Origin of the sequence: Donghicola eburneus, assembly GCF_900115865.1 — a bacterium.
In the GTDB taxonomy this organism is placed as follows: Bacteria; Pseudomonadota; Alphaproteobacteria; order Rhodobacterales; family Rhodobacteraceae; genus Donghicola; species Donghicola eburneus.
This window is the reverse complement of record NZ_FOXY01000001.1, coordinates 173,512-195,521: the sequence shown is the minus strand read 5'-3', so window position 1 is coordinate 195,521 and position 22,010 is coordinate 173,512. Positions and strand designations below refer to the sequence as shown.

The 22,010-nt window shown below is 60.1% G+C and carries 22 protein-coding genes; 7 read left to right on the top strand and 15 right to left on the bottom strand.

All coding sequences use genetic code 11. The features are described from left to right. The first annotated feature begins 43 nt into the window (after window positions 1–43). Window positions 44–2,272, top strand: a complete 2,229-nt coding sequence (locus tag BM225_RS00870; RefSeq protein ID WP_072706068.1) for a hybrid sensor histidine kinase/response regulator — start codon at window positions 44–46, stop codon at window positions 2,270–2,272. Here the strand turns inward: BM225_RS00870 and BM225_RS00865 are convergent. The 10 genes from BM225_RS00865 to BM225_RS00825 all read right to left on the bottom strand — a co-directional run bounded on the left by BM225_RS00865 (window position 2,269) and on the right by BM225_RS00825 (window position 12,820). Beyond that, entirely contained in the window at window positions 2,269–4,269 is a 2,001-nt protein-coding gene (locus tag BM225_RS00865) for a sensor histidine kinase (RefSeq protein ID WP_072706067.1), read from the bottom strand. The two genes, BM225_RS00870 and BM225_RS00865, sit on opposite strands and share 4 nt — an antisense overlap. Next, complete coding sequence (locus BM225_RS00860) at window positions 4,262–5,638, bottom strand: sigma-54-dependent transcriptional regulator (RefSeq protein WP_083595643.1); 1,377 nt, start codon at window positions 5,636–5,638, stop codon at window positions 4,262–4,264. The genes BM225_RS00865 and BM225_RS00860 overlap by 8 nt, the downstream gene beginning before the upstream one ends. A 24-nt stretch (window positions 5,639–5,662) precedes the next feature. Continuing rightward, entirely contained in the window at window positions 5,663–5,788 is a 126-nt protein-coding gene (locus BM225_RS22265) for a hypothetical protein (RefSeq protein ID WP_276326918.1), read from the bottom strand. A gap of 18 nt (window positions 5,789–5,806) precedes the next feature. Continuing rightward, window positions 5,807–7,048, bottom strand: a complete 1,242-nt coding sequence (locus BM225_RS00855; protein ID WP_420809837.1) for a formate dehydrogenase subunit gamma — start codon at window positions 7,046–7,048, stop codon at window positions 5,807–5,809. Window positions 7,049–7,154: 106 nt separating this feature from the next. Then, entirely contained in the window at window positions 7,155–7,751 is a 597-nt protein-coding gene (fdh3B, locus tag BM225_RS00850; protein WP_072706065.1) for a formate dehydrogenase FDH3 subunit beta, read from the bottom strand. Between the two features lie 12 nt (window positions 7,752–7,763). Then, window positions 7,764–10,658 (bottom strand): formate dehydrogenase subunit alpha, encoded by a 2,895-nt coding sequence (locus BM225_RS00845; protein ID WP_072706064.1) that lies wholly within the window; start codon window positions 10,656–10,658, stop codon window positions 7,764–7,766. 78 nt (window positions 10,659–10,736) lie between these two features. Beyond that, window positions 10,737–10,931 (bottom strand): twin-arginine translocation pathway signal protein, encoded by a 195-nt coding sequence (locus BM225_RS00840; RefSeq protein WP_092463658.1) that lies wholly within the window; start codon window positions 10,929–10,931, stop codon window positions 10,737–10,739. A gap of 82 nt (window positions 10,932–11,013) precedes the next feature. Next, entirely contained in the window at window positions 11,014–11,625 is a 612-nt protein-coding gene (locus BM225_RS00835; RefSeq protein WP_072706062.1) for a TorD/DmsD family molecular chaperone, read from the bottom strand. Window positions 11,626–11,633: 8 nt separating this feature from the next. Beyond that, window positions 11,634–12,257, bottom strand: coding sequence for a DUF3306 domain-containing protein (locus tag BM225_RS00830; RefSeq protein ID WP_072706061.1), 624 nt, complete (start codon window positions 12,255–12,257; stop codon window positions 11,634–11,636). Continuing rightward, window positions 12,257–12,820 (bottom strand): DUF3305 domain-containing protein, encoded by a 564-nt coding sequence (locus tag BM225_RS00825; RefSeq protein WP_245780388.1) that lies wholly within the window; start codon window positions 12,818–12,820, stop codon window positions 12,257–12,259. The genes BM225_RS00830 and BM225_RS00825 overlap by 1 nt, the downstream gene beginning before the upstream one ends. Before the next feature lie 347 nt (window positions 12,821–13,167). Between BM225_RS00825 and BM225_RS00820 the strand changes: the two genes are divergently transcribed. Then, window positions 13,168–15,117, top strand: a complete 1,950-nt coding sequence (locus BM225_RS00820; protein ID WP_072706060.1) for a 4Fe-4S binding protein — start codon at window positions 13,168–13,170, stop codon at window positions 15,115–15,117. Here the strand turns inward: BM225_RS00820 and BM225_RS00815 are convergent. Further along, window positions 15,111–15,851 (bottom strand): c-type cytochrome, encoded by a 741-nt coding sequence (locus BM225_RS00815; protein ID WP_143095333.1) that lies wholly within the window; start codon window positions 15,849–15,851, stop codon window positions 15,111–15,113. The genes BM225_RS00820 and BM225_RS00815 overlap by 7 nt on opposite strands. A gap of 62 nt (window positions 15,852–15,913) precedes the next feature. Here BM225_RS00815 and BM225_RS00810 point away from each other — a divergent pair, with 62 nt between their 5' ends. From BM225_RS00810 to BM225_RS00790, 5 genes are all read left to right on the top strand, one after another. Continuing rightward, window positions 15,914–16,111 (top strand): DUF6494 family protein, encoded by a 198-nt coding sequence (locus BM225_RS00810; protein WP_072706058.1) that lies wholly within the window; start codon window positions 15,914–15,916, stop codon window positions 16,109–16,111. Beyond that, complete coding sequence (gene apbC / locus BM225_RS00805; RefSeq protein ID WP_072706057.1) at window positions 16,108–17,172, top strand: iron-sulfur cluster carrier protein ApbC; 1,065 nt, start codon at window positions 16,108–16,110, stop codon at window positions 17,170–17,172. The genes BM225_RS00810 and apbC overlap by 4 nt, the downstream gene beginning before the upstream one ends. Next, the gene (locus BM225_RS00800) at window positions 17,169–17,900 is read left to right on the top strand and encodes a biotin/lipoate--protein ligase family protein (RefSeq protein WP_072706056.1); all 732 of its coding nucleotides are present in this window, start codon (window positions 17,169–17,171) and stop codon (window positions 17,898–17,900) included. The genes apbC and BM225_RS00800 overlap by 4 nt, the downstream gene beginning before the upstream one ends. Window position 17,901: 1 nt before the next feature. Beyond that, a complete protein-coding gene (locus BM225_RS00795) occupies window positions 17,902–18,399 on the top strand; it encodes a DUF6505 family protein (protein ID WP_072706055.1) in 498 nt (165 codons plus the stop codon). A gap of 147 nt (window positions 18,400–18,546) precedes the next feature. Further along, entirely contained in the window at window positions 18,547–19,083 is a 537-nt protein-coding gene (locus BM225_RS00790; protein WP_072706054.1) for a cytochrome b, read from the top strand. Between the two features lie 61 nt (window positions 19,084–19,144). On the opposite strand, the gene BM225_RS00785 is transcribed toward BM225_RS00790, so the two are convergent. The 4 genes from BM225_RS00785 to BM225_RS00770 form a co-directional block, all read right to left on the bottom strand. After that, complete coding sequence (locus BM225_RS00785; RefSeq protein WP_072706053.1) at window positions 19,145–19,948, bottom strand: ABC transporter substrate-binding protein; 804 nt, start codon at window positions 19,946–19,948, stop codon at window positions 19,145–19,147. After that, the gene (locus BM225_RS00780; protein WP_245780387.1) at window positions 19,945–20,640 is read right to left on the bottom strand and encodes an ATP-binding cassette domain-containing protein; all 696 of its coding nucleotides are present in this window, start codon (window positions 20,638–20,640) and stop codon (window positions 19,945–19,947) included. Before BM225_RS00780 ends, BM225_RS00785 begins: the two co-directional genes overlap by 4 nt. Window positions 20,641–20,648: 8 nt before the next feature. Beyond that, window positions 20,649–21,353: an ABC transporter permease gene (locus BM225_RS00775; protein ID WP_072706051.1), complete on the bottom strand. Its 705-nt coding sequence runs from the start codon at window positions 21,351–21,353 to the stop codon at window positions 20,649–20,651. A gap of 108 nt (window positions 21,354–21,461) precedes the next feature. After that, entirely contained in the window at window positions 21,462–21,965 is a 504-nt protein-coding gene (locus tag BM225_RS00770) for a DUF2478 domain-containing protein (protein ID WP_072706050.1), read from the bottom strand. Window positions 21,966–22,010: the final 45 nt, after the last annotated feature.

Below are 22,010 nucleotides of genomic sequence, written 5' to 3'. Positions count from 1 at the left end.
GAACGGCGCAGCGCCCGCGCCTAATTTCCAAGGGACGTCCGCTGTGCACTTGCCTCAATGTTTTGATTTTACCGCGCCCCAACTGCCTGCCTATCTAGCTATGGGCACGTTGGCAGGGGTCTGTGCAGCCGGTGTGATGATCCTGCGCAAGCGCGAGTTCCACGGACGGCCCTTTTTCTTGATCGGCTACTTGGCGACGATGGGGTGGCTGACGCTGGTCCTGATGGAACTGCTGGCCGCCGCTCCCAACTGCAAAATGTTCTGGGCCGAGTTCAGCTATTTGTTCATCGCGCTACTGCCGACGGCTTGGTGTTATTTCCTGTTCGACTATTCGCATGCGCGAACGGTCACGATCAGCCTGCCACGGCTTGCCTCGCTCATCGTCGCACCGACGGTGATCGTGCTGATGGCGACGACAAACTCCGAACATCAGCTTTTCTATCTGCCAGAAACAAAAGTCATAGAGACCGCCCAAGGCCCCGCTCTGGACTACGCGCACGGGCCCCTATTCTTTCTCGCGGTCGCTTACCTCTATGTCTTTATGGCGGGCGGGGTTTTGATCGTCGCCCAAGGTGTGCTGCGCGCTCGCGAAGCCTACCGTGGGTACTTTTTGTACCTGCTGACAATTACGCTCATTCCGACCGTCGGGAATGTCGCCTATGTGATTTTTGATCTGTCTTTTTTTGGGTTTGATCCGACGCCATTTCTGTTTTCGTTTGTGATGATGCTTCTGGTGCGCATCATCATGACGAACAGCATGTTCGACGTGGCCTCTGTGGCAAAGAACTACCTCTTTTATGACGCCGAACAGCCCGTGGTCGTCATTGACGAGAGCGGAACGTTCAAGGTCACCAACCCATCGTTCGAGCGCTTGCTCGAGATCAGCGGGCATACAGGCATCACCAAGCTGTCTGACTGGGACGAATTGAACACACTCGCCTTCGATCCCAGCTTCCCCAAAAACACCGTGTTCGAGGTCGCCGACCGCGCTTTTGAATTGCGCGTGATCCCCATCGACAAGCCGTTGCGGGACTCGGCCAATTGCATGGGCTGGACCCTGCTGCTCAAGGACATTACCGACATCCGCAGCACCAACGCAGAGCTGAGCCGCGCCGTTCACAAGGCCGAAAGCGCCAATCGGATGAAGTCGCAGTTCATCGCGAATATGAGCCACGAAATCCGCACGCCCTTGAATGGCATTCTGGGCATGGCAGAGGTCCTGTCGCACGAGATCACCTCTCCCCGTCATGCAGAGATGGTCGAGACCATCCGGCAATCCGGTGACGTGCTCTTGAACATCCTCAATGACATTCTCGACCTGTCCAAGATCGAGGCTGGCAAACTCGCTCTGATGCCAGAGGAGTTCGACACCCGCGAAATCATCCGACGCGCGTCGGGCCTGAACCGTCTGTCTGCCGAAGCCAAGAATGTGCAATTGAACGTCGAGGCAGACCAGAATGGCCCCCGCCGCGTAGGTGACCCTATGCGCTTGATGCAAATCCTGAACAACCTGCTAGGCAACGCGATCAAGTTTACCGACGTTGGCAGTGTAACCCTGCGCATGTCGAACCCCAGTTATGGCGATGTAGTCTTTTCAGTGATCGACACCGGCATCGGCATGACCGAAGAACAAATCAGCCGCATTTTTGAGGATTTCGAACAAGCCGACGGTGCCATCACCCGCCGCTATGGGGGCACCGGTCTGGGAATGTCTATCGTGCGCCGACTGGTCAGCATGATGAACGGCCGCGTCGATATCTCGAGCCGCAAGGGCGCAGGCACCTTGGTCAAGATCACGCTGCCTCTTCCCCTCGCTTCCGAGGTCAAAGCGCGCAGGGCCGCAGCCAAAGAAACCGTTATCGAGAAACTGGAACCATCCAAGGCGCTTGAGGGCCTGAATATTCTAGCCGCAGATGACAACGGAACGAACCGGCTCGTACTTGGTAGCCTGCTGAAACGCGCTGGGATCAAAGCTGTCATGGTCTCTGACGGGCGCGAGGCCGTCGAGCGCTTTCCTGACACGGATTGGGACGCGGTCCTACTGGATATATCAATGCCCGAAATGGACGGGCTGACTGCGCTAGGGGCAATTGACGCTATCGCCCGCAAGACCGGCAAGAAACGCCCGCCCTGCATCGCGATTTCGGCAAACGTGATGCCGGATCAGATCCGCGAATACCGCGCTGCTGGCTTCAATGCTTGTATCAGTAAACCCTTCCGCGGCGCCGATGTCATGCAAACACTCAAAGAGCAGTTGGACCTACCGGACTAGTAAACCATCGGCTGTTTCACGGGCAAGCGGATCGTGAAACACGCCCCTTTGCCCGCTTCGCTGCTCACGCTGATTGACCCGCCTGCGCGGCGCAGGATATCCCGCGTGATCGACAGCCCCAGACCTGTCCCCTTCGCCCCCTTGGTCGAAAAGAACGGGTCAAAGACCTTGGCCCGCACCTCTTCGGCCATCCCCGAACCGGTATCGCAGACTTCGATCACTACCATGGGGCGTGCCCACCCGTCATCGCGGTGGCTGCGCACAGTGATCTGGCCGCCGTCAGGCATCGCTTGGACGCCATTCGTGATCAGATTCACGATCACCTGCTGCAGTTCTGTTTCATTCATCACGACCTCGCCTTTGGCCGATAGGTCCAGATGAAGCGAAACATTCGTGTTCGACAGCGTATGCTGCACCAAGGGCACCGTTGCTTCGATCACCCGATCCGGGCAAAGCCCCTCTTCGGGCAGGTCGAATTCTTCGGGGCGCGAGAAACTCAGCAGCTTGGTCACCAGAATGCTGATCGCCTGAATTTGCTCTTGGATCAGCTTAAATTCGGTCCGGTATTCCAGTGCGCTCTCGCCCATCAGGTCCTGAATGACGTCCAGATTGCCTTGGATCACGGCTAGAGGATTGTTGATCTCGTGGGCAACCCCAGCGGTGATCTCGCCCAACGCGGCCAGTTTTTCGGACAGGATCAACTGGCGTGTCGTGATTTCTAGCTGGCGGTTCACCTCTTGCAGGTCTGCAGTCCGCTCCGTCACGCGGGTCTCGAGCTCTTCAGCCCAGTTGCGCAAACGGCGGTCCCGCTCTTGGATCTGGTCAAGCAGACTATCAAGGTGGGCCGCCAAACGCGCAATCTCGTCATCCCTGCCCGAAATCTCGGACCGCGCACTCAAATCGCCGCCTTCGACGCGGGCAATGGCATGGTTCATCCGTTCAAGGGGTACGAAGATCGAGCGCGCAAAAAAGAGCAGAACGGGCACCGTGACCGCGATGACCGCCAAGAAGCTAAACCAGATCACCATCTGGGTCCGCTGCTCGGCTTGGCGGAAGGGCTCTTCTAGGAAGCCTACATAAAGCATGCCAATCCGCCGATTGAAGCTGTCGCGGATCGGCTCGTAGGCCGATATATACCAATCGTTCACCACAAAGGCGCGGGCCGTCCAAACATCCCCCGTCTGCAAGACGCGGTCGCGGACTTCGGCAGAGACGCGGGTGCCAAGGGCGCGCTGCCCTTCGAACAAGCGCACATTCGTGCTGACCCGCACGTCGTCCAAGAACAGCGTGGCCGTGCCGTCAGTGCCGCCAGTCAGGCTGCCCTCTGGGTAGACCAGATCGTTGATATCGTCGATGAAACCGAGGTTGCGGTTCAACAGAACGCCGCCCACCAAGGCCCCACCCGGCGCGGGCGCCGCCGCGTGCACCACCATCCCGCGGGATTCAACCGCGCGATCCGAAGGAACAGCGCCTTGGGTCGGCAATAGTTCAATGCGGGCCCGTGCAGCAAGATCGGGAGACAAGGACGCAAGATCGCTCTCTGCAAATACGTCAATGGCCGCCCCGCTGCGCCCGTTCAATGCCGCGTTTACCACGGGCCAGTTGCGCGGGTCGGCCACCCCGCCGCTGCCGCCCGCCATAATCACGTAGGCCCGCGGGGTAACGTAGTACAGGAAATCGAGCCCCATTTGCCGCCGCTGACGTTCCAGAAAATCTGCCATATCCGTGCGGGCTTGATCGCGAAACAGGGCCGACCGACCCAATGCGTCAATGGCCGCGCTGCGATCTTCGACCAGCCCTTCCAGATGTTGACGCGCCACGGTCAATTCACCAGACACTTTGGCGATCAGCACTTCATTCAATCGGTCGGACCAACTTTTGACCGCAGTGACCAAGAGCAAAGGCAACAGGATCAGAATAGGCAACAGCGCGATCACCAAGAGGCGCGCGCGCACTGTGTTACGTAGGCTTACCGGAGTCGTGAGTCTGTCAGACATTCCACATGCTGCATTTACGGTCGATCGTCTTGCGGCTGACCCCAAGACGCCGCGCCGCCTCGGCACGGTTGCCGCCACAGGCTTCCAGCACGCTCAGGATGTGCCGACGTTCGACCGCATGCAAGCTTTCAACAGGCTCATTGTCGCTGTCTTCGGTGTTGCCTGCGAATTCCGGAGGAAATTCTCCAAGGATGAGAGAGCGTTCGATCAAGTTCTTCAGCTCTCTGACATTGCCCTGCCAATCGTAGCGGGCCATGTTCAAAAGTACGTGATCTGTAAGCACCAGCGGCTCCACCCCCAGCTGCCGCGAGAATTTGCCCATAAATAGCTCCGCTAATTCTGGGATATCTCCGACCCGTTCGCGCAAGGGGGGCATCTGAATGTTGACCACGTTGATCCGGTGATACAGGTCGCGGCGGAAGCGACCTTCGTCCATCGCCTTGTCCAGATCGGCGTTGGTCGCAAACACAAACCGCAAATTCAGGGGCATCTCGCGCTCTGACCCGTGGGGGCGCAGGCTGCCATCCTCTAGCACACGCAAAAGCTCGCCCTGCATCGGCAGGGGAAGCTCGGCCACTTCATCAAGGAAAATCGTGCCGCCGGACGCATGGACCAACAGGCCATCCGATCCGGGCTGGTTCGGATCACCGAACAGGTCCTGCGACAGACGATCCGGTGAAATGCTGGCGCAGTTGATCGGGACAAAGGGCGCGTTGGCGCGGTCCGACATGGCGTGCAGCGTGCGGGCGCAGATTTCCTTGCCTGTGCCGCTTTCGCCCGTGAACAAGACCGGTGTGGGCATAGGTGCAACGCGTTCTAGCGTCTTGCGCACGCTTTCGATCCCCGGAGAGGTGCCGATCAAACGGCCACGGGCGGCCAGACTATCGGCCTGCAGTTCGTATTTAAGCAGGAAGTTCTCACGACGCAGGTACTTTTGCACCATGCAGCGATTGACCGCGTTCAGGATTTGATTGGACCGGAACGGCTTCAGAACGAAATCCGAGGCCCCCACCCGCATCGCGTGGATGGCCGTTTCCAGATCGGCGTAGGCGGTCATCAGAATCGCTTCAGCGAACAGGCCTACGCGGCGCTGCTCGGCCAACCAATCCAGACCAGATTGCCCTGGCATGACGTTGTCCAAGAGCACCAGATCGAAGTGATGCGCATCCAGCAATGCGCTCGCCTCTTCTGCACTGGCGGCGGCCATGACTTTCTTGCAGCGGGGCTCCAACGTGCGGGTCAGATAGTTCCGCATCCCGGGCTCGTCGTCCACGACCAGAATGGAGACGTGACGGATCGCTCGGTCGATATGAGACTGCGCAGCCCCCTCGGTGGGGGGCTGCACGGTGGGTTGAAGATTGCTGGTCATCTCTATCCGCTCTGACTGTTCGGCTTAGTCTAACCGAACCGACGGGGCGGACGTAACCTCGTCAATCGCGAAACCGGCGCGGTGCAGGACCTGATCCGCCGCGACGGCAATCACGAATATCCCGACAAAGGCAATGAACATCGCTTTCATAACTTCTGCTCCTTGCTCTTATTCCGCCGGATGGGCGTCTTTGTAGGCGGGCTTGCCGGTGACTTCTTCGTACCACAGGCCATGGTGTTCCTTGGCCCATTGTTCGTCCACCTGACCGCTGCCCATGGCGTCAAACGCGCCTTCCATACCGATCGAACCGATATAGATGTGACCGATGATCAACGCCATAAACAGGAAGCCAACGATCGCATGCCATGTCTGTGACAGCTGCATTTCCGTGTGCGGCGCCAGATCGGTGGGCAGAGCCTCCATTCCGAACAGCTGCGGCAGGCCCAAATCGTTCATATGGGCAAAGGTGGCCGCGAACATGGGCAATTCGAACGGGAACAGCAGCGACAGACCAGACACAGAGATCGAGACACCAAGGAAGATGACGCCCCAGAAGATGATCTTCTGACCGGCATTAAATTTCTTGGCGGGCGGGTGCACGCCCTTGGAAAAGAGACCGCCGCCAACCGCGAACCATTTCAGGTCCAGCTTGTTGGGGATGTTGTGTTTGACCCACATGACGGTGACCATCACCAGACCCAGCATGAACGCCCAAGAGACGTTGTTGTGGATCCACTTCCCACCAATGGCGACGGGCGCAAAGGCCTCGTGCCCAATCAGCGGGATGATAAAGAAGCGGCCGAACAACTGCACCAGACCGGTGATCGCCAAGAGCACAAAGCTGCCCGCCAAAGTCCAGTGGGCAAACCGTTCGATCCCTTTGAAACGCGTGATGGTTTTTCCCGATTTCCCGCCATCAATCATGATGCGGCCACGGAACAGGAAGAATACGGCAAGGATCGCGATGGTCCCCAGCAAAAGGTAGCCGCCATATTCCTTGAGCGGGCCACGGCGGAACTTCAGCCAGGTCATGCCGGTGTCCTGAATGACCACCTGCGTGACCGAGGTATCGCCCGACGGCCCCTTGGCCGATGCTTTGACTGTCCCCAGTTCGTCCAGCTCGTTATATCGGTAGGCCCGCCAGAATTCTGCGTCCGACACGCCGCCCAAGGTGCCAAGCTGACCTGTTGCGGGCGCGGCTGCGTCAGGGTTGCCGATGTTGTCACTGCGGAAGCTGTCGTCCAGCTTCTGGTTTTCCTGCCGGCGCAGGATGTCTTCTAGGGTCTGGGCCCCGCCTGTTTCCGCGCGGGGCTCGCCCTCTGCCGGTACGGTCTGGGCCGAAGCCGCGCTGGTCAGCGTCATAAAGGCCGCCACCAGAAGGGTTAGAAATCTGATAGAACTGCGCGCCATTCCCGAAGGTCCCTGAATTCAGAAGATGCGCCCGCGGACTATGGTAATCCGCGGGCACTTTGTTTCACATCCCGCGCCCTGTCTGTCAGGGCGCGGATCAATCGGATCAGTTGCCGGCCTTCTGCTCGTAAGCAGTGCCCCAACCCCAAGCCCCGGAGCCGAAGCCACGGGCTACAACGCGCTCGCGGTAGATCGCCGACACGATGTCGCCGTCGCCAGCCAGAAGTGCCTTGGTCGAGCACATTTCGGCGCAGATCGGCAGCTTGCCTTCGGCGATACGGTTGCGACCGTACTTCTGGAACTCCTCGACCGAGTTGTCGGCCTCGGGGCCACCGGCGCAGAAGGTACACTTGTCCATCTTGCCGCGGGTGCCGAAGTTGCCTGCCTGCGGGTACTGCGGCGCGCCAAAGGGGCACGCGTAGAAGCAATAGCCGCAGCCAATGCACAGGTCCTTCGAGTGCAGCACCACACCGTCTTCGGTCTGGTAGAAGCAATCGGTTGGACAGACGGCCATACAGGGCGCGTCCGAGCAGTGCATACAAGCGACCGAGATCGAACGCTCACCGGGTTTGCCGTCGTTGATGGTGATCACACGGCGGCGGTTGATGCCCCACGGCACTTCGTGCTCGTTCTTACAGGCGGTGACGCAGGCGTTACACTCGATGCAGCGCTCGGCGTCGCAGAGAAATTTTGCTCTTGCCATATCCTTGTCTCCTTAGGCTGCGCTGATCTTGCAGAGGGTGGCTTTGGTTTCCTGCATGAGGGTCACCGAGTCATAGCCATAGGTCTGCGCCGTGTTGGTCGATTCACCCAAGACATAGGGGTCTGCACCATCGGGATATTTGTCCCGCAGATCCTGTCCTTGGAAGTGACCGCCAAAGTGGAACGGCATGAACGCCACGCCATTGCCCACACGTTCGGTGATCATGGCTTTCACCTTGACCTTGCCGCCCTCGGGGCCTTCGACCCAGACCATGCTGCCGTCCCGTACACCAAGGTTGTTGGCATCGCGCGGGTTCATTTCGACAAACATTTCCTGCTGAAGTTCTGCCAGCCACGGGTTCGAACGTGTCTCGTCGCCGCCACCTTCGTATTCGACCAGTCGGCCCGAGGTCAGAATGATCGGATAATCATTGCTGAAGTCGTTCTTCTGGATCGACGCATACATGGTCGGCAGACGGTACAGCTTGCGGTCTTCGTAGGTCGGATAGTCTTCGACCAGATCGCGGCGGTTGGTGTAGAGCGGCTCGCGGTGGAGCGGCACCGGATCCGGGAAGGTCCAGACCACAGCACGGGCCTTGGCGTTCCCATAGGGTGCACAACCATGCTTGATCGCGACGCGCTGGATACCACCCGATAGGTCGGTCTTCCAGTTCGTGCCCGGACCAGCCACAGCGTCGATGGACGCGCGCTCCTCGTCTGTCAGATCGCTATCCCACCCCAGATCCATCAGCATCTGCATGGTGAACTCGGGATAACCGTCCTGAATGTCCGCACCGGGGTTCGACACCCCTTCGGCCAAGAGATTGTCGCCGTTCCGCTCGACACCATAGCGCGCACGGAAGGGCAAGCCGCCATCCGCCACAGGCTTGTTGATGTCATAGAGGTTGGGCGAGCCGGGATGCTTCATCTCGGGGGTGCCCCAGCAGGGCCACGGCATACCGTAGTAATCCCCGTCTGCGGGTCCACCAACAGCCTTGAGCGTCGTTTTGTCAAAGGTGTGCTGGTTCGCCATGTGCAGCTTGATGCGCTCGGGCGACTGGCCGGTGTAGCCAACAGTCCACATACCTGCGTTGAACTCGCGGGTGATGCTTTCGATGTTGGGCGTTTCCGCGTCTTCCATCTCGATGTTGCGGAACAGGCGGTCGGCAAAGCCGAACTTGTTCGCGAATTTCGCGATGATGACGTGGTCGGGCTTCGATTCAAACAGCGGGTCCACAACCTGATCGCGCCACTGGATCGAGCGGTTCGAGGCGGTCACAGAGCCACGGGTTTCGAACTGGGTGGTCGCGGGCAGCAGGTAGACACCATCGGTGCGGTCATGCAGCACGGCCGAAACAGTGGGGAACGGATCAATCACGACAAGCATGTCGAGCTTTTCCATCGCCGTTTTCATCTCGGTCATACGGGTCTGCGAGTTGGGCGCGTGGCCCCACAGAACCATGGCACGCACGTTGTCGGGCTGGTCGATGTTTTCGGCATCTTCGAGAACACCGTCGATCCAGCGGGACACCGGAATACCGGTCCGCTCCATCAGGTTGACATCTTTGCCGTCGGCATCGGTCTCGGACTGGAATTGGCCCTTGAGCCAGTCCATATCCTCGCCCCAGACACGGCCCCAGTGCGCCCATGCGCCCGAAGACAGGCCGTAGTAGCCCGGCAGAGTGTGCGACAGAACGCCAAGGTCGGTCGCGCCCTGCACGTTGTCGTGGCCGCGGAAGATGTTGGTGCCGCCACCCGAGACGCCCATGTTGCCAAGGGCAAGCTGCAGAATGCAGTAGGCGCGGGTGTTGTTGTTACCGTTGGTGTGCTGGGTGCCACCCATGCACCAGATCACGGTGCCGGGACGGCTGTTGACCAGCGTGCGAGCCACGCGTTCCAGCTGCGCACCGGGCGCTCCGGTGACACGCTCTGTCTCTTCGGGGTTCCACTTGGCGACTTCTTCCTTGATCTGGTCCATGCCCCAGACGCGGGTACGGATGAACTCTTTGTCCTCCCAGCCGTTTTCAAAGATGTGCCACAGGATGCCCCAGACCAGCGCAACGTCAGTGCCGGGACGGAAACGCACATATTCGTCCGCGTGGGCCGCAGTCCGAGTGAAGCGCGGATCGCAGACGATCAGGGGTGCGTTGTTTTCCTCTTTGGCCTTCAGCACGTGCAACAGCGAGACGGGGTGCGCCTCGGCAGGGTTGCCGCCGATGATGAAGATCGCCTTGGAGTTATGGATGTCGTTGTAGCTGTTGGTCATGGCGCCGTAGCCCCATGTGTTCGCAACACCCGCAACGGTGGTCGAGTGACAGATACGTGCCTGGTGGTCGACGTTGTTGGTGCCCCAGTAGGCCGCAAACTTGCGGAACAGGTAGGCCTGTTCGTTGTTGTGCTTGGCCGAACCCAGCCAGTAGACGCTGTCGGGACCGCTTTCTTCGCGGATCGACATCATCTTGTCGCCGATTTCGTTGATCGCCTGCTCCCAAGAGATGCGGGTCCACTCACCGTTGACCTTCTTCATGGGGTACTTCAGGCGGCGTTCACCGTGGGCGTGCTCTCGCACAGCCGCGCCTTTGGCACAGTGCGAGCCAAGGTTGAACGGGCTGTCGTATCCGGGCTCCTGACCGATCCAGACGCCATTGTCCACTTCTGCCACGACGGTACAACCGACCGAGCAGTGGGTACATACGGACTTCACGGTATCCACCGCGCGTGCCACGCTTTCTTGCGCGTCGGCTTTGGTCACAGTGCCGCCGGTGACACCCAAGGCGGTCAGACCGCCGATCGCCAGACCGGACCCACGCAGGAATGCGCGGCGGTCGACGGATTTCTCCGCTGCTGCGGACAGGAGTGATGCGCGCTGTGTAGAGCGGGCGACTCCGTTCGTCTTTTTTCTTAGCATTTTTGCCTCCCCTTGCTCGCTAGGGCCGATGGCCCGTCGCTCGTGCTAGGTCTTTCCAATCCTAAAGCCGGACCGTCCTTAGAAGCGGGCGGTCTGATAGTAAGCGCGAGTCTGCGCCGTATCTTTCATGCCCGAAGCGGGCTTGGCATCCGTGGCGGCCTCTGCGCTGGTTGCGCTCGTTGCCACGACGGCCACGGCAGCAGGCGCGCTGGTCGCTGCCAGTTTCAGAAACTCTCGACGGCTGGACCCTTGGTCCTTGCGCGTGTCTGACATCGTTGGTGTCCTCCTGTTTCGCGGCCCCGTGGGGCCAGATGATGCCGCGGGCCCACATGGCCCGAAGCGATGGTCTCGAAGCTCAGTTTCCGGCGAGCCGGAATGCCTCGGTTTCAATTTGCATAAACACTTTGCCCACGGTCCCGACCGGCGCGTAGAGCACCGAGTTCTGAGCCTTTTCCAGGTCCGCAAAGAACGGCGACGCCCATGGCGCGATGTGGCGGTTAAAGAACGTCTGCTGCTGGCCAATGCTAGCGGGCGTGCCAAAGCGACCCTCGATCAGGCCTGCCATCATCTCCATCAGGCTGGCGATGTTGTCTTCGGGTTCGTACACGTTGGGTGCACGGCGGATCTGCTGTTCAGCCATATCGCGGCGCAGACTGGCCAGCGGCTTTTCGTTCAAGAAACCGGTCATGTAGTAGCTGGCATAGGGCAGGAGCTCGCCGCGACCGATGCCGATAAACAGGGTGTTGAACTCGCGCTCTGCAGCCTTTGCACTGGTCTTGCCCGCCAGAGTGGCCAGCGTCTGGATACCCTGCCCCAAATCGGTCTCGTCACCGGTCAGCTTCGCGGTATTGCGCAGCAACCCTTCGGTCGGCGGGTTCGCCAGCAATGCAGCGAGAAAGTCATACAGTTCCGCCCGAAGTTTATCCTCGGGTGTGATCTGCGGGGTTTGTACAGCGGCCTGCGTCATGAGCGTCCTCAGTGGCTATCGGCAAAAACAAAGCGCATGTGACGCCGCGGCATCGGCTGCGCGTCGTCATCGTGCGTGTCGTCTGGTGTGGTGTCCGGCGTCTCGGCACGTGTTGCGGGTTGCTCGTTTTCAGACGAATCCGCGGAAACTGTCTCTTCAACAGGCGCCTCGTCGGTGTTGGCGACCTCTTCCGGCATTTCACGCGCACCTGCCAAGGCTTCGGCCTCGGCAGCCAGCTTCTGAACGTGGGCCATCATGCCCTTGCCGACCTGATAAGCGGTCTTCAGGTCAGGGATCACAACGGCAGAGTCGCGAAAGTCGTCCGCGTAGTCGACCATGCCATCCAAATTGGCGAGCAGCGGGTTCGACACCCACAGTTTGCGCAGCGCGCGTGTCCGCAAGCGCTGGGGGACGGCCTTCGACATGAATGCCGAGAAGTCATCGCCCTGCTCCATGCTGTCCGGATCTGGCAGACCCAGTTCAGCAAGCAACTCTTCGTCCGTCTTTTCCGCTTCGCGCTTGGCGCGCTCTTCGGCCTCTTGCGCTTCCGTCAGGCGCTGGCTCTCCAGCGCCTCGGCCTCAGCTTCGGCATGCACGGCAGCGCGGCGGCGGCTCCAGAAATCACGGGCCATCAGTTCACCCTCCCCGACGAGTTACGAGGCGCACGGAACACGTCAGAGGTCTGACGGATGCGGATATCGCCCTTGCCGTCCTCAACCAGATCAATCCGCTTTTTATCGCGGCGGCGTTTGATGAACTCTTCTTCGACGTGATGCTTTTCAATGAAATCGCGCAGCCATGCGATCATCGGCACAGGCATCGGGACCAGTTCCACCAAGCCTTCGCCGCTTTCGTTGTACCCCTGACCCTCGAACGCGTTCACTGTGATCAGCTTGGGGGTCCAAGGGCATCCATTCACCGGATCCGCCGCATCGCTCATTACCACATAAAGGCTTGGCGTGCGCGAGTTCAGGGTCGCGCGGTACGCATCCGTGTCGGACGAATAAATGGTCAGGTTTAGGGTCGCTGCATGATACTCCACAGTATCGCCGTCACGGCGCAACTCGCGCCACTCCGCATCACCAGCGCCAGGGATCAGCCCAACAGGCTGCCATATCCACTTGACCCAGCGCGTAACGCCGGGCTGCTTACGAATGATCAGGCCGACAGGCATGGTGTCAGTGATCAGTGCCATCGTGGATATGTTCCCCCCTTCGTCTCGGTGTACCATCGCACACTCTTGCTTACTTTGATGCCTTCGCTGGTCCGGTGCTGTCCAACCCAAACCGCATTCGGCACATCGCTTTTCAGTTTCGAGATAGCGCTAGGGACAAAATGTCCAGTTTTCCCAAAAGGTCGAAATTTTAGCCTAGACGATTTGTCCAGATTTACCTTTCCGTCTTTTTTAGTCGGGAATTTTGATGTGGAAATCCGCGCGAATCACTTCATTTCACGCTTTACGTTTGCGGGGGAAACATGCCTAGCTGCCCCCTGCGCCGACAGGCCGCGCCACCCAGCCAGTATCAGCCCGGGGAGAGGATGATGACTAAGCAACTGATTTTGTGCGATTGTTCAGGATCTCAGAAGATTGATCCGTCACGTATCGAAGGCGCGACCGGCCTGACATGTTCTAAGATCCATACGGCACTCTGCACCAAAGAGACTGAAAGCGCGGCCAAGGCCATCTCGTCCGGCAATGCCATCATCGCCTGTCAGCAAGAGGCCCAAAGGTTCGAAGAACTGGCAACTGAATTGTCAGCCGAGGTGCCACTTTTCGTCGACATTCGCGACCGCGCGGGCTGGAATGATGAAAATGACGCCAGCCCCAAAATGGCCGCGCTGGTGGCAGAGGCGCTAGCGCCCGCCCCCGCAACCAAGACCATTGATGTGACGTCAGAGGGCATGTGCCTGATCATTGGCGCGGGCGCCGTGGCCTTGCCTGCGGCGGACAAGCTGTCAGAGACCTTGGCCGTGACTGTTCTGCTGACCGATGATGCGGAACTGCCGCTAACACGCGCCTATGAAGTTGTACGGGGCAAATTAGCCAAAGCGACTGGCAGCTTTGGCGACTTCAAGCTGCGGATTGATCAGTTCCAGATGATCGACCCATCGGGCCGCGGCGGCTTTGCTCTGACGGCGCCGCGCGACGGTGCTGAGACTCAGTGCGATGTGATCGTCGACCTTAGCGGTCAAACGTCGCTCTTCCCTGCGCCGCATAAACGCGATGGCTACCTGCGCGCTGATCCGGGCAGCCAACCTGCGGTGGCAGAGGTCGTCACGCAGGCACGCGATCTAGTGGGCACCTTTGAAAAAACACTCTACTTGTCGCTAGAGCCCCATCTGTGCGCCCACTCCCGCGCCGAGCAAACCGGCTGTACTCGCTGCTTGGACATCTGTCCGACCGGCGCAATCTTTCCCGCGGGCGAACATGTGGATGTGGACCCGATGGTCTGCGCAGGATGCGGCGCCTGTGCGTCCCTGTGCCCATCGGGAGCGATCAAGTACGACGCCCCGCCTGTCAGCCACATTCTGACCCGCGTCCGCACGCTAGCCGAAACCTATGCCAAGGCCGGCGGCAAAGCGCCCCGCCTACTGGTCCACGACGACACCCACGGGGCCGAGATGATCAGCCTCGCGGCGCGGTTTGACCGTGGCCTGCCCGCTGACGTGATCCCCCTTTCGATTGCCGCGCTGGCCGAGTTTGGACACGCAGAAATGCTGGCCGCGCTGGTCAGCGGATTTGCGAGCGTTCAGATCCTACCAAGCCCCCGCACCGAGCGTGACCCCATCGAGCGCGAGATCGCATTGGCGAACGCCATGGGCGGCGATGATCGTCTCTCTATGATTGATGCAGAAACACCGGACGGCCTGAGCAGTGCACTCTATGATGCTGAAATCACGCCCCTCGATGTCGCGCCAAAGTTGATGATGGGTGACCGCCGCCAAGTCGCGCGCGTGGCCGCGAAATCCCTATTGGACGACGACGCGCCGGTCGCTTTGCCCGCCGGAGCGCCCTATGGCGCGACCGTCGTGAACAAGGACGCGTGTACCCTGTGCCTGTCCTGCGTCTCGCTCTGCCCTTCGGGCGCACTGGTGGACAACCCTGACAAACCCGAGCTGCGTTTCCAAGAGGACGCCTGCCTGCAATGCGGCATCTGCGCTACCATTTGCCCCGAGCAGGCGATCACGCTAGAGCCGCGCTTCAATCCTTCGGACGAGGCGATGAAGCTGGTCACCCTGAACGAAGAAGAGCCCTTCTGCTGCATTGAGTGCAACAAGCCCTTTGGCGTGAAATCCACGGTCGAAAAGATCATGCAAAAGCTCGAAGGCAAGCATTCCATGTTCGAAGGCAATGGCGCGGGTCGTCTGATCCAGATGTGTGACACCTGCCGCATTCAGGCCCAGTATCACAACGAGTCAAATCCCTTTGCCTCGGCAGAGCGCCCACGCGTTCGCACCACTGACGACTACCTCAAGCGCCGCGATCACTGATGCGCCACCTCTGCCCCAAGGTCCGCAGGCGCGACGCTCTGCACATAGGCCAACAGGTCGTTCAACTCGTCCACGGTAATCTCGACCGGGACGAGCGACGGCGGCCTGCGCGGGTCAAAGGGGGCGGTCATATCCTCGATCTGGATAAAGGACGGATGCGGGTTCAGCAGGTAGAACTGTGCAAACCGATCCGCCCAATCGGGGATCGCTTTGAGCGCCATGAAGGACGGCGTGGAGCCAATCGTGCTCCGATCCTCGGGGGACACTTTGTGGCAACGCGTGCAATGGGCCGCAGCAACGTCGTGGCCCGCATTCGCATCCCCTTCGAAATAGATCACATCGGCCTCTACCTCTTTGCTGACCTCTGCGAAGGGCTCCCCGCTATGTTCGGCATAGGTCAGTACGGTTTTGATGCCCACGTCAGAGCGCAGCCAGTCCAAGAAACGCGCCGCGGCGTCGCTTTCGCTCAGGGCCTGCGCTCCGTAAACATCATCTTGGTACGTAAAAACCGGATCGCCCTGCCCTACGCCCAAGCTCACATCGGGAGCCAAGTCGGGGTCAACGCGCCTTCCGGTCTTGAGGGCAAAGCGCGGCAAGATATAGTCAAGCAAACCCGAGGTCTGCAGCGCCGTGTCGGCTTGCAAACCAAAGGTCCGCACCTCTTGGGCCATGGCGGGGCGCACCATCAGCGCCGCGAGCATCAGGCCAGCCAGTATTCCAGTGGTCCTTTCCATGGACCAAGTATGGACCGCCGCGCCCTTGGGTCAACGGAAATTGAAACGAACAGGAGACGCCAATGGATGACGATCTTAACATGTCGATCCGCAAATTTCTCAAGCAGGTCGGTGTGACCTCGCAGCAGGCCATCGAAGAAGCCCTGCGCGCCGAGGGCGTAGATCCGTCAAAGGCACGGCAGATCAAGGTGGTCATGACCATCGAGGATCTGGGTGTTGAACACGTTGTCACTGGCGAAATCAAAGGAAAGCAAGCATGAGCGTGACCCGCGAGGACGTTCTGAACGCCCTGAAAACCGTCAAAGATCCGGTCACCGGCAACGATCTTGTGGCCGCAGGTCTGGTCCGCGCGCTGACAGTGGACGAAAACGGCGTGCGCTTTGTCATGGAAATTGACCCTGCGAAAGCCGACCCGATGGAAAAGGCTCGGGCCGAAGCCGAGGCCAAACTGAAATCGCTGGGAATCGACAAGGTGTCGGTCGCAATGACCGCCCACTCGGCAGCGCCAAAGCCGCCAGAACTCAAGGGCACCGCCCGTCCCAAGCCCGCAGGTCCCGAAGCCGTGCCCGGTGTGGCGCGCATCATCGCCATAGCCTCGGGCAAGGGCGGCGTGGGCAAATCCACCGTGTCCGCCAACATCGCCACCGCTCTGGCCGCCGAAGGGCGCAAAGTCGGGCTCTTGGATGCCGACGTCTATGGTCCCAGCCAGCCGCGGATGCTGGGGGTCACGGGCCGCCCGGCCTCGCCCGACAACAAAACTATCCTGCCCCTGCGCAACCACGGCGTCACCATGATGTCGCTGGGTCTGATGACTCAAGAGGACGAAGCTGTCGTCTGGCGTGGTCCGATGCTGATGGGCGCACTGCAGCAGATGTTGTTCCAAGTGCAGTGGGGCGCCTTGGACGTCCTGATCGTGGACCTACCGCCGGGCACTGGTGACGTGCAAATGACCCTCGCGCAGAAGACGCACCTGAACGGCGCGATCGTGGTCTCGACCCCGCAAGACATTGCGCTGCTCGACGCCCGCAAGGGGATCGACATGTTCAACAAGCTGAACGTGCCGATCTATGGCTTGATCGAGAATATGAGCACGCACATCTGCTCGAACTGCGGCCACGAAGAGCACATCTTTGGTCATGGCGGCGTTGCCAAGCAAGCCGAGAAGATGGGCGTGCCCCTGCTGGCCGAAGTGCCGCTTCATCTCGACATCCGGACGGCCTCTGATGGCGGCGCTCCGATTGTGGTCAGCCAGCCCGACAGCCCGCAGGCCCAAGTCTTCCGCGGAATTGCCAAGCAACTGATTGCGGACGGCAACGCATGATCCGCGTCGCGCCTCAGTTTCCGCCACTGATCAAGGGGATGGCCGCAGGTCCGGCCAACCCTCTGACCATTGCCAGCGCCGAGGCGCAGCGCGGCACTGATGCGGGCCTTTTGGTTTGGTCATTGACAGATGACCGAATGCGGGCCGCGCTGGTGCTGGCCCCCGAAACACCCCTGTCCCATGCCGCGTCCGCGCTGGTCGCTTGCGGCGTGGGTCTGCAGAACGCTCTTGGCGTGTTGGTCCCACCGGAAACCGCTGTCCATCTGGAATGGGCGGGCGGCATCCGCCTGAATGGCGGGCACGCAGGCGGCATGCGACTTTATTCCAGCACACTCAATGCCGACGACATTCCTGACTGGATGATCGTCTCGCTCGAACTGACACTGCGCTTGCCTGACAAGGCAGAGATTGAGCCTGGGGAAACCCCGGACTGGACGGCGCTAGACCAAGAAGGCGCTGGCGAGGTTGATGCCATGGACCTGCTCGAAGGATGGTCCAAGCACGCCCTCCTTTGGCTTGGCGAGCTTGAACACCCGAACGGTCTGGCCACGCTCTACCGCGAATGGCGCGGGCTGGTCTGGCAACTTGGCGAAGATACCGCCGTGACCCTGCCCGGAGAACGCATTGGCGGTCGTTTCCTTGGCGTTGATGAAAACTTCGGGATGATCCTGAAAGCAGGCGAAGACACCCGCCTGATCCCCCTGACCACACTGGCCGAAAGGGTTTAAAATGCACCTCGCTCGCGCGATCCACTTTGATGAAAGCGACCGCAACGTGTTCCATTCGCCTGCCCGTACCGGAGAATGGTGCATCTCGGGGGGCTTTGAGTTCTCCAACTGGGGCGAAGGCGATCTGGTCGGCAAAGCCCGCCAAGCCTTTGCCAACGGCTGGTTGGGGCTCGAGACGTATGGCCGTGTCACCTTTGTCGCCGTGACCCAGATCGAGCCGTCCGAATACGACGCCCTTTGCCAATCTTTGGCCCAGCATTTCGTGCAGGTGTATAACGCCCCCAGCGTCGAGGCCGCCTTGCCCGTCGCCCAAGAAGAGCTGGCCCAGATGGCAGAGCTTTGCGCCGATCACAGCCCGAATATCGTTCTGACGGTGGCACGCTCCCTGACCGATGCGGGCGTACGCGAAGAGTTCCGGTTCATTGAACCCAGTGATGCGGGGCTAGAGCAGTTCGCGATCCACGGCTCTTTGGATGACGATCACGGGCACAGCCACTAACGGCGGCGCAGGCAAGTTCGCCTGCTCATTTCACCACACCTCCTCACAGCCGAACACGGTACCGTTCGCATTCGCACAATGCTTTGCGGAACAAATGCTGCGTGTGCACTGTTGCTTTATCTGAATGAACAACAGATCGGAGCACAGATGCCCCTTCAGGACACCCCCAGCCGATATGGCTTGATCTCGCGCGCCCTCCATTGGGGCATGGCCTTGCTTTTCTTGGCCCAATTCGCTTCTGCCGCAGCTCATTGGGCTTTGCCACGCGAAAACGCCCTTCGGGAAACGCTGTGGAGCTATCACGTCGACCTTGGGATTACATTGTTCGTTCTGGTGCTCTTGCGCGGCATCTGGGGGCTGATCAATCTACAACGCCGTCCTGCGCACAGCGGCGCCCTTGGCGCTGCGGCTCAGGCAGGACACGCAGCACTTTACGCCCTGATGATTGTCGTGCCCGGCACGCGCATTCTGGCGGCAGCAGGCAGCGACCGCGGCCTAAGCTATCTGGGCATGACCATCTTTGCCCCCCGCGAGGCTGAGATTGCTTGGATGCAGGCGCCATCCGAGTGGCATGGCGAGCTGGGTTGGATTTTGGCGCTGATCGTTCTGGGCCACATCGCGATGGCCGTGGGCTGGCACCATTTGATCCAACGCGACGGACAGTTGCAGCGGATGACTAGCTAACTTCACACGAAAAAGCAGCGCCCACTGAGGCGCTGCTATCCTTTCCAGACCTGATAAGAGATCACTCGCCAGCGTTATAAACGAAGAGCTGCTGGCCTTCGATGGTGTAGGCGTTGATCAGTTCTGCCGCTTCATCGCTCAGCAGCCATGCCTCAAGTTGGTTGACGAGGTCAGTTTTCACGTGCGGGTGCTTCTCGGGGTTCACAGGCAGATAGGCGTACTGATTGAACAGCACCGGATCGCCCTCGAAGACGATGCCCAGATCGCCCTTGTTCGCAAATTTCAGCCAGCTGGCGCGGTCCGACATGATGTAGGCGTTCATGCCTGATGCAGTGTTCAGCGCCGCGCCCATGCCCTGCCCCACCGCTTTGTACCAGTCGCCCTCGGGCGTCACGTCCGCGGCTTTCCACAGACGCAGCTCCATCTTGTGGGTGCCGCTGTCATCGCCGCGGCTGACAAAGGGGGCTTCTGCCCCTGCAATGGCTTGCAATGCGCCAGTCGCAGCCTCTGCCGCGCCAGCTTCGGCAGGGTCCGCCTGCGGGCCGACAAAGACAAAATCGTTATACATGATTTCTGTGCGGTGGGTGCCATTGCCCGCAGCCAACCACTTTTCCTCGGCCGCTTTGGAGTGGACCAGTACCGCATCCACATCGCCCGCCGCGCCCAGAGCCAGCGCCTGACCCGTGCCAACGATCAAGAGCTGCACTTCGATGCCGGTATCTTCTTTGATCTCGGGCAGCAGAACATCCGCGAGACCAGAGTTCGCAAAGGACGTGGTCACCGCCATTTTCATCTCTTCGGCCATTGCGGCGGTCGAGGTCATCAGAGCGGCAACCGCCCCCAAAACGACTGTTTTGAATGTCATAGTAGGATCTCTCCCTTAAGATAGGCCTTTGCCTCGGCCGTTTGCGGGGCGCGAAAAAAGTCGTCCCCAATTGCTTGTTCCACCAACTTGCCCGCATGCAGGAACAGGACACTGTCCGCGAGCCGCCGTGCCTGCCCCAGATCGTGAGTGGACATCAGAATGCGGGTACCGCCGTCTTTGATCCGCAGCAGGATTTCTTCGATTTCCTTGACCGATCGGCCATCGAGATTCGCGCAGGGCTCGTCCAGAAACAGGATGCGCGGACGGCGCATCAGCGCGCGGGCCAAGGCCATCTTTTGCTTCTCTCCGCCCGACAAGAACATCACCGCCTGATCAAGATTGACGTTCAGCCCAACTTCATTGGCACGGGCGCGGGCCTGTTCGCGGGCCTCTGCCCGTTTCACACCATCGAGCTGCAAAGGGTACGCGATGCAGTCCAGCACAGAGCGGCGCATCAACACAGGCGTCTGAAACACAAAACCTTGGTTTCGCCCCTCGGCGTCCTTTGGATCGGTCCAATGGATATCTCCGGTGCTCACACGCTCCAGCCCATGCAGGGCGCGCAGCAAGGTTGTCTTGCCCGCCCCGTTCGGCCCCATCAGGATCGACAGACCGCCCCCGTTCAGAGAGGCATCCAGCGGCCCCAGAATGGACCGGCCACGGCGGCGCACAGACACGCCGGTAAGGGTCACCCAGCCACTCACCAACGTGCCCCCCGTTCTGTACGGCTGATAAAGTGCAGCCCCAAATTCACAAGGATCGCGAGCCCGATCAGCACAAAGCCCAAGGCCAGCGCCATGTCGAACTCCCCTTTGCCGGTCTCCAACGCGATGGCAGTGGTCAGGACCCGTGTGGCATGGTCGATGTTGCCGCCGACGATCATGATCGCCCCGACCTCTCCGATGGCGCGACCGAAGCCAGCCAATGACGCGGTCATCAAGGCGCGGCGTCCGTCCCAGAGCAGGGTTTTGATCCGCTGCAACCGCGTCGCCTGAAGCGAGATGAGCAAGTCATGATAATCCGCCCAAAGCTCGCGGATCGCTTGGTGCGCGACAGAGGCAATAATAGGCGTGATGATAATGACTTGCGCAATGACCATCGCGGTCGGCGTGAACAGCAGGCCCAGAACACCGAATGGCCCAGAGCGCGAGAACAGCATGTAGACCATCAGACCCACCACCACTGGCGGCAGTCCCATGAGCGCATTCAGGATCGCGATCACAAAGCGGCGGGCGGGAAAGCGGTTCACCGCAAGCCACGCCCCCAGCGGCAGCCCGATCAAAGACGCAATGACTGTCGCGCCCAACGAGACGCGCAAGGACAGCGCCGTAATCTCGACCAGATCAGGGTCGAACGTCGCAACGAGTCGCGCCGCTTGCCACAATCCATCTCCGATCGAATTCATCTTGGGTCACACCGTGTCTGTTAGGTCAGGACGGGGTAACATCCCGCAAAAACGCGCTAAATGGACAAATTGGGGTTTCTGGAAAATCAGGTGGACAATTTGTCCACCCTAGCCGTCGATCTGGGTCCGCACCCAATCCATGACCGTCTCTGGCTCTGCGGGCAGTTCCTGCCCGAAGTCATCGGCAAAAGCGCGAAATCCCTCCACATTGCCGGGAGCGACAGCGGTCAGGACGGGGATACCACGACCCAAAGCCTCTCCGATCACGGGGCGAAATCCGCGGCCGTCCAGCTCTTGTTTTCCGAATTTATTCAGGATCATCACCTGCGGGTCAGCCTCTAGCGCACTGGCCACAAGGCCCACTGCGCGCTCCAGCCCCTCGGGGTCCAGACGGCACCCCTGCGAGAGGGTCCCAAGGTCCTGAGAAATCCGCACAACGTCCGCACCCGTCAGAATATGAAGGTCCATCTGGCATTTGTAGGCGGGATCGGTCTCGATATTGAACTGCACCGCGCCAGCCATGCTGACCCCTGCCTCGCGCAGCATCTCGGACACTTTGACCAGACAGCGATCCGCGTCGCCGCGCCCCAGACCGACAACATATCCCAGCATGCAGACCTCCCCCTTGCAAAACCTCGGTGCGGCATAAATGATGCC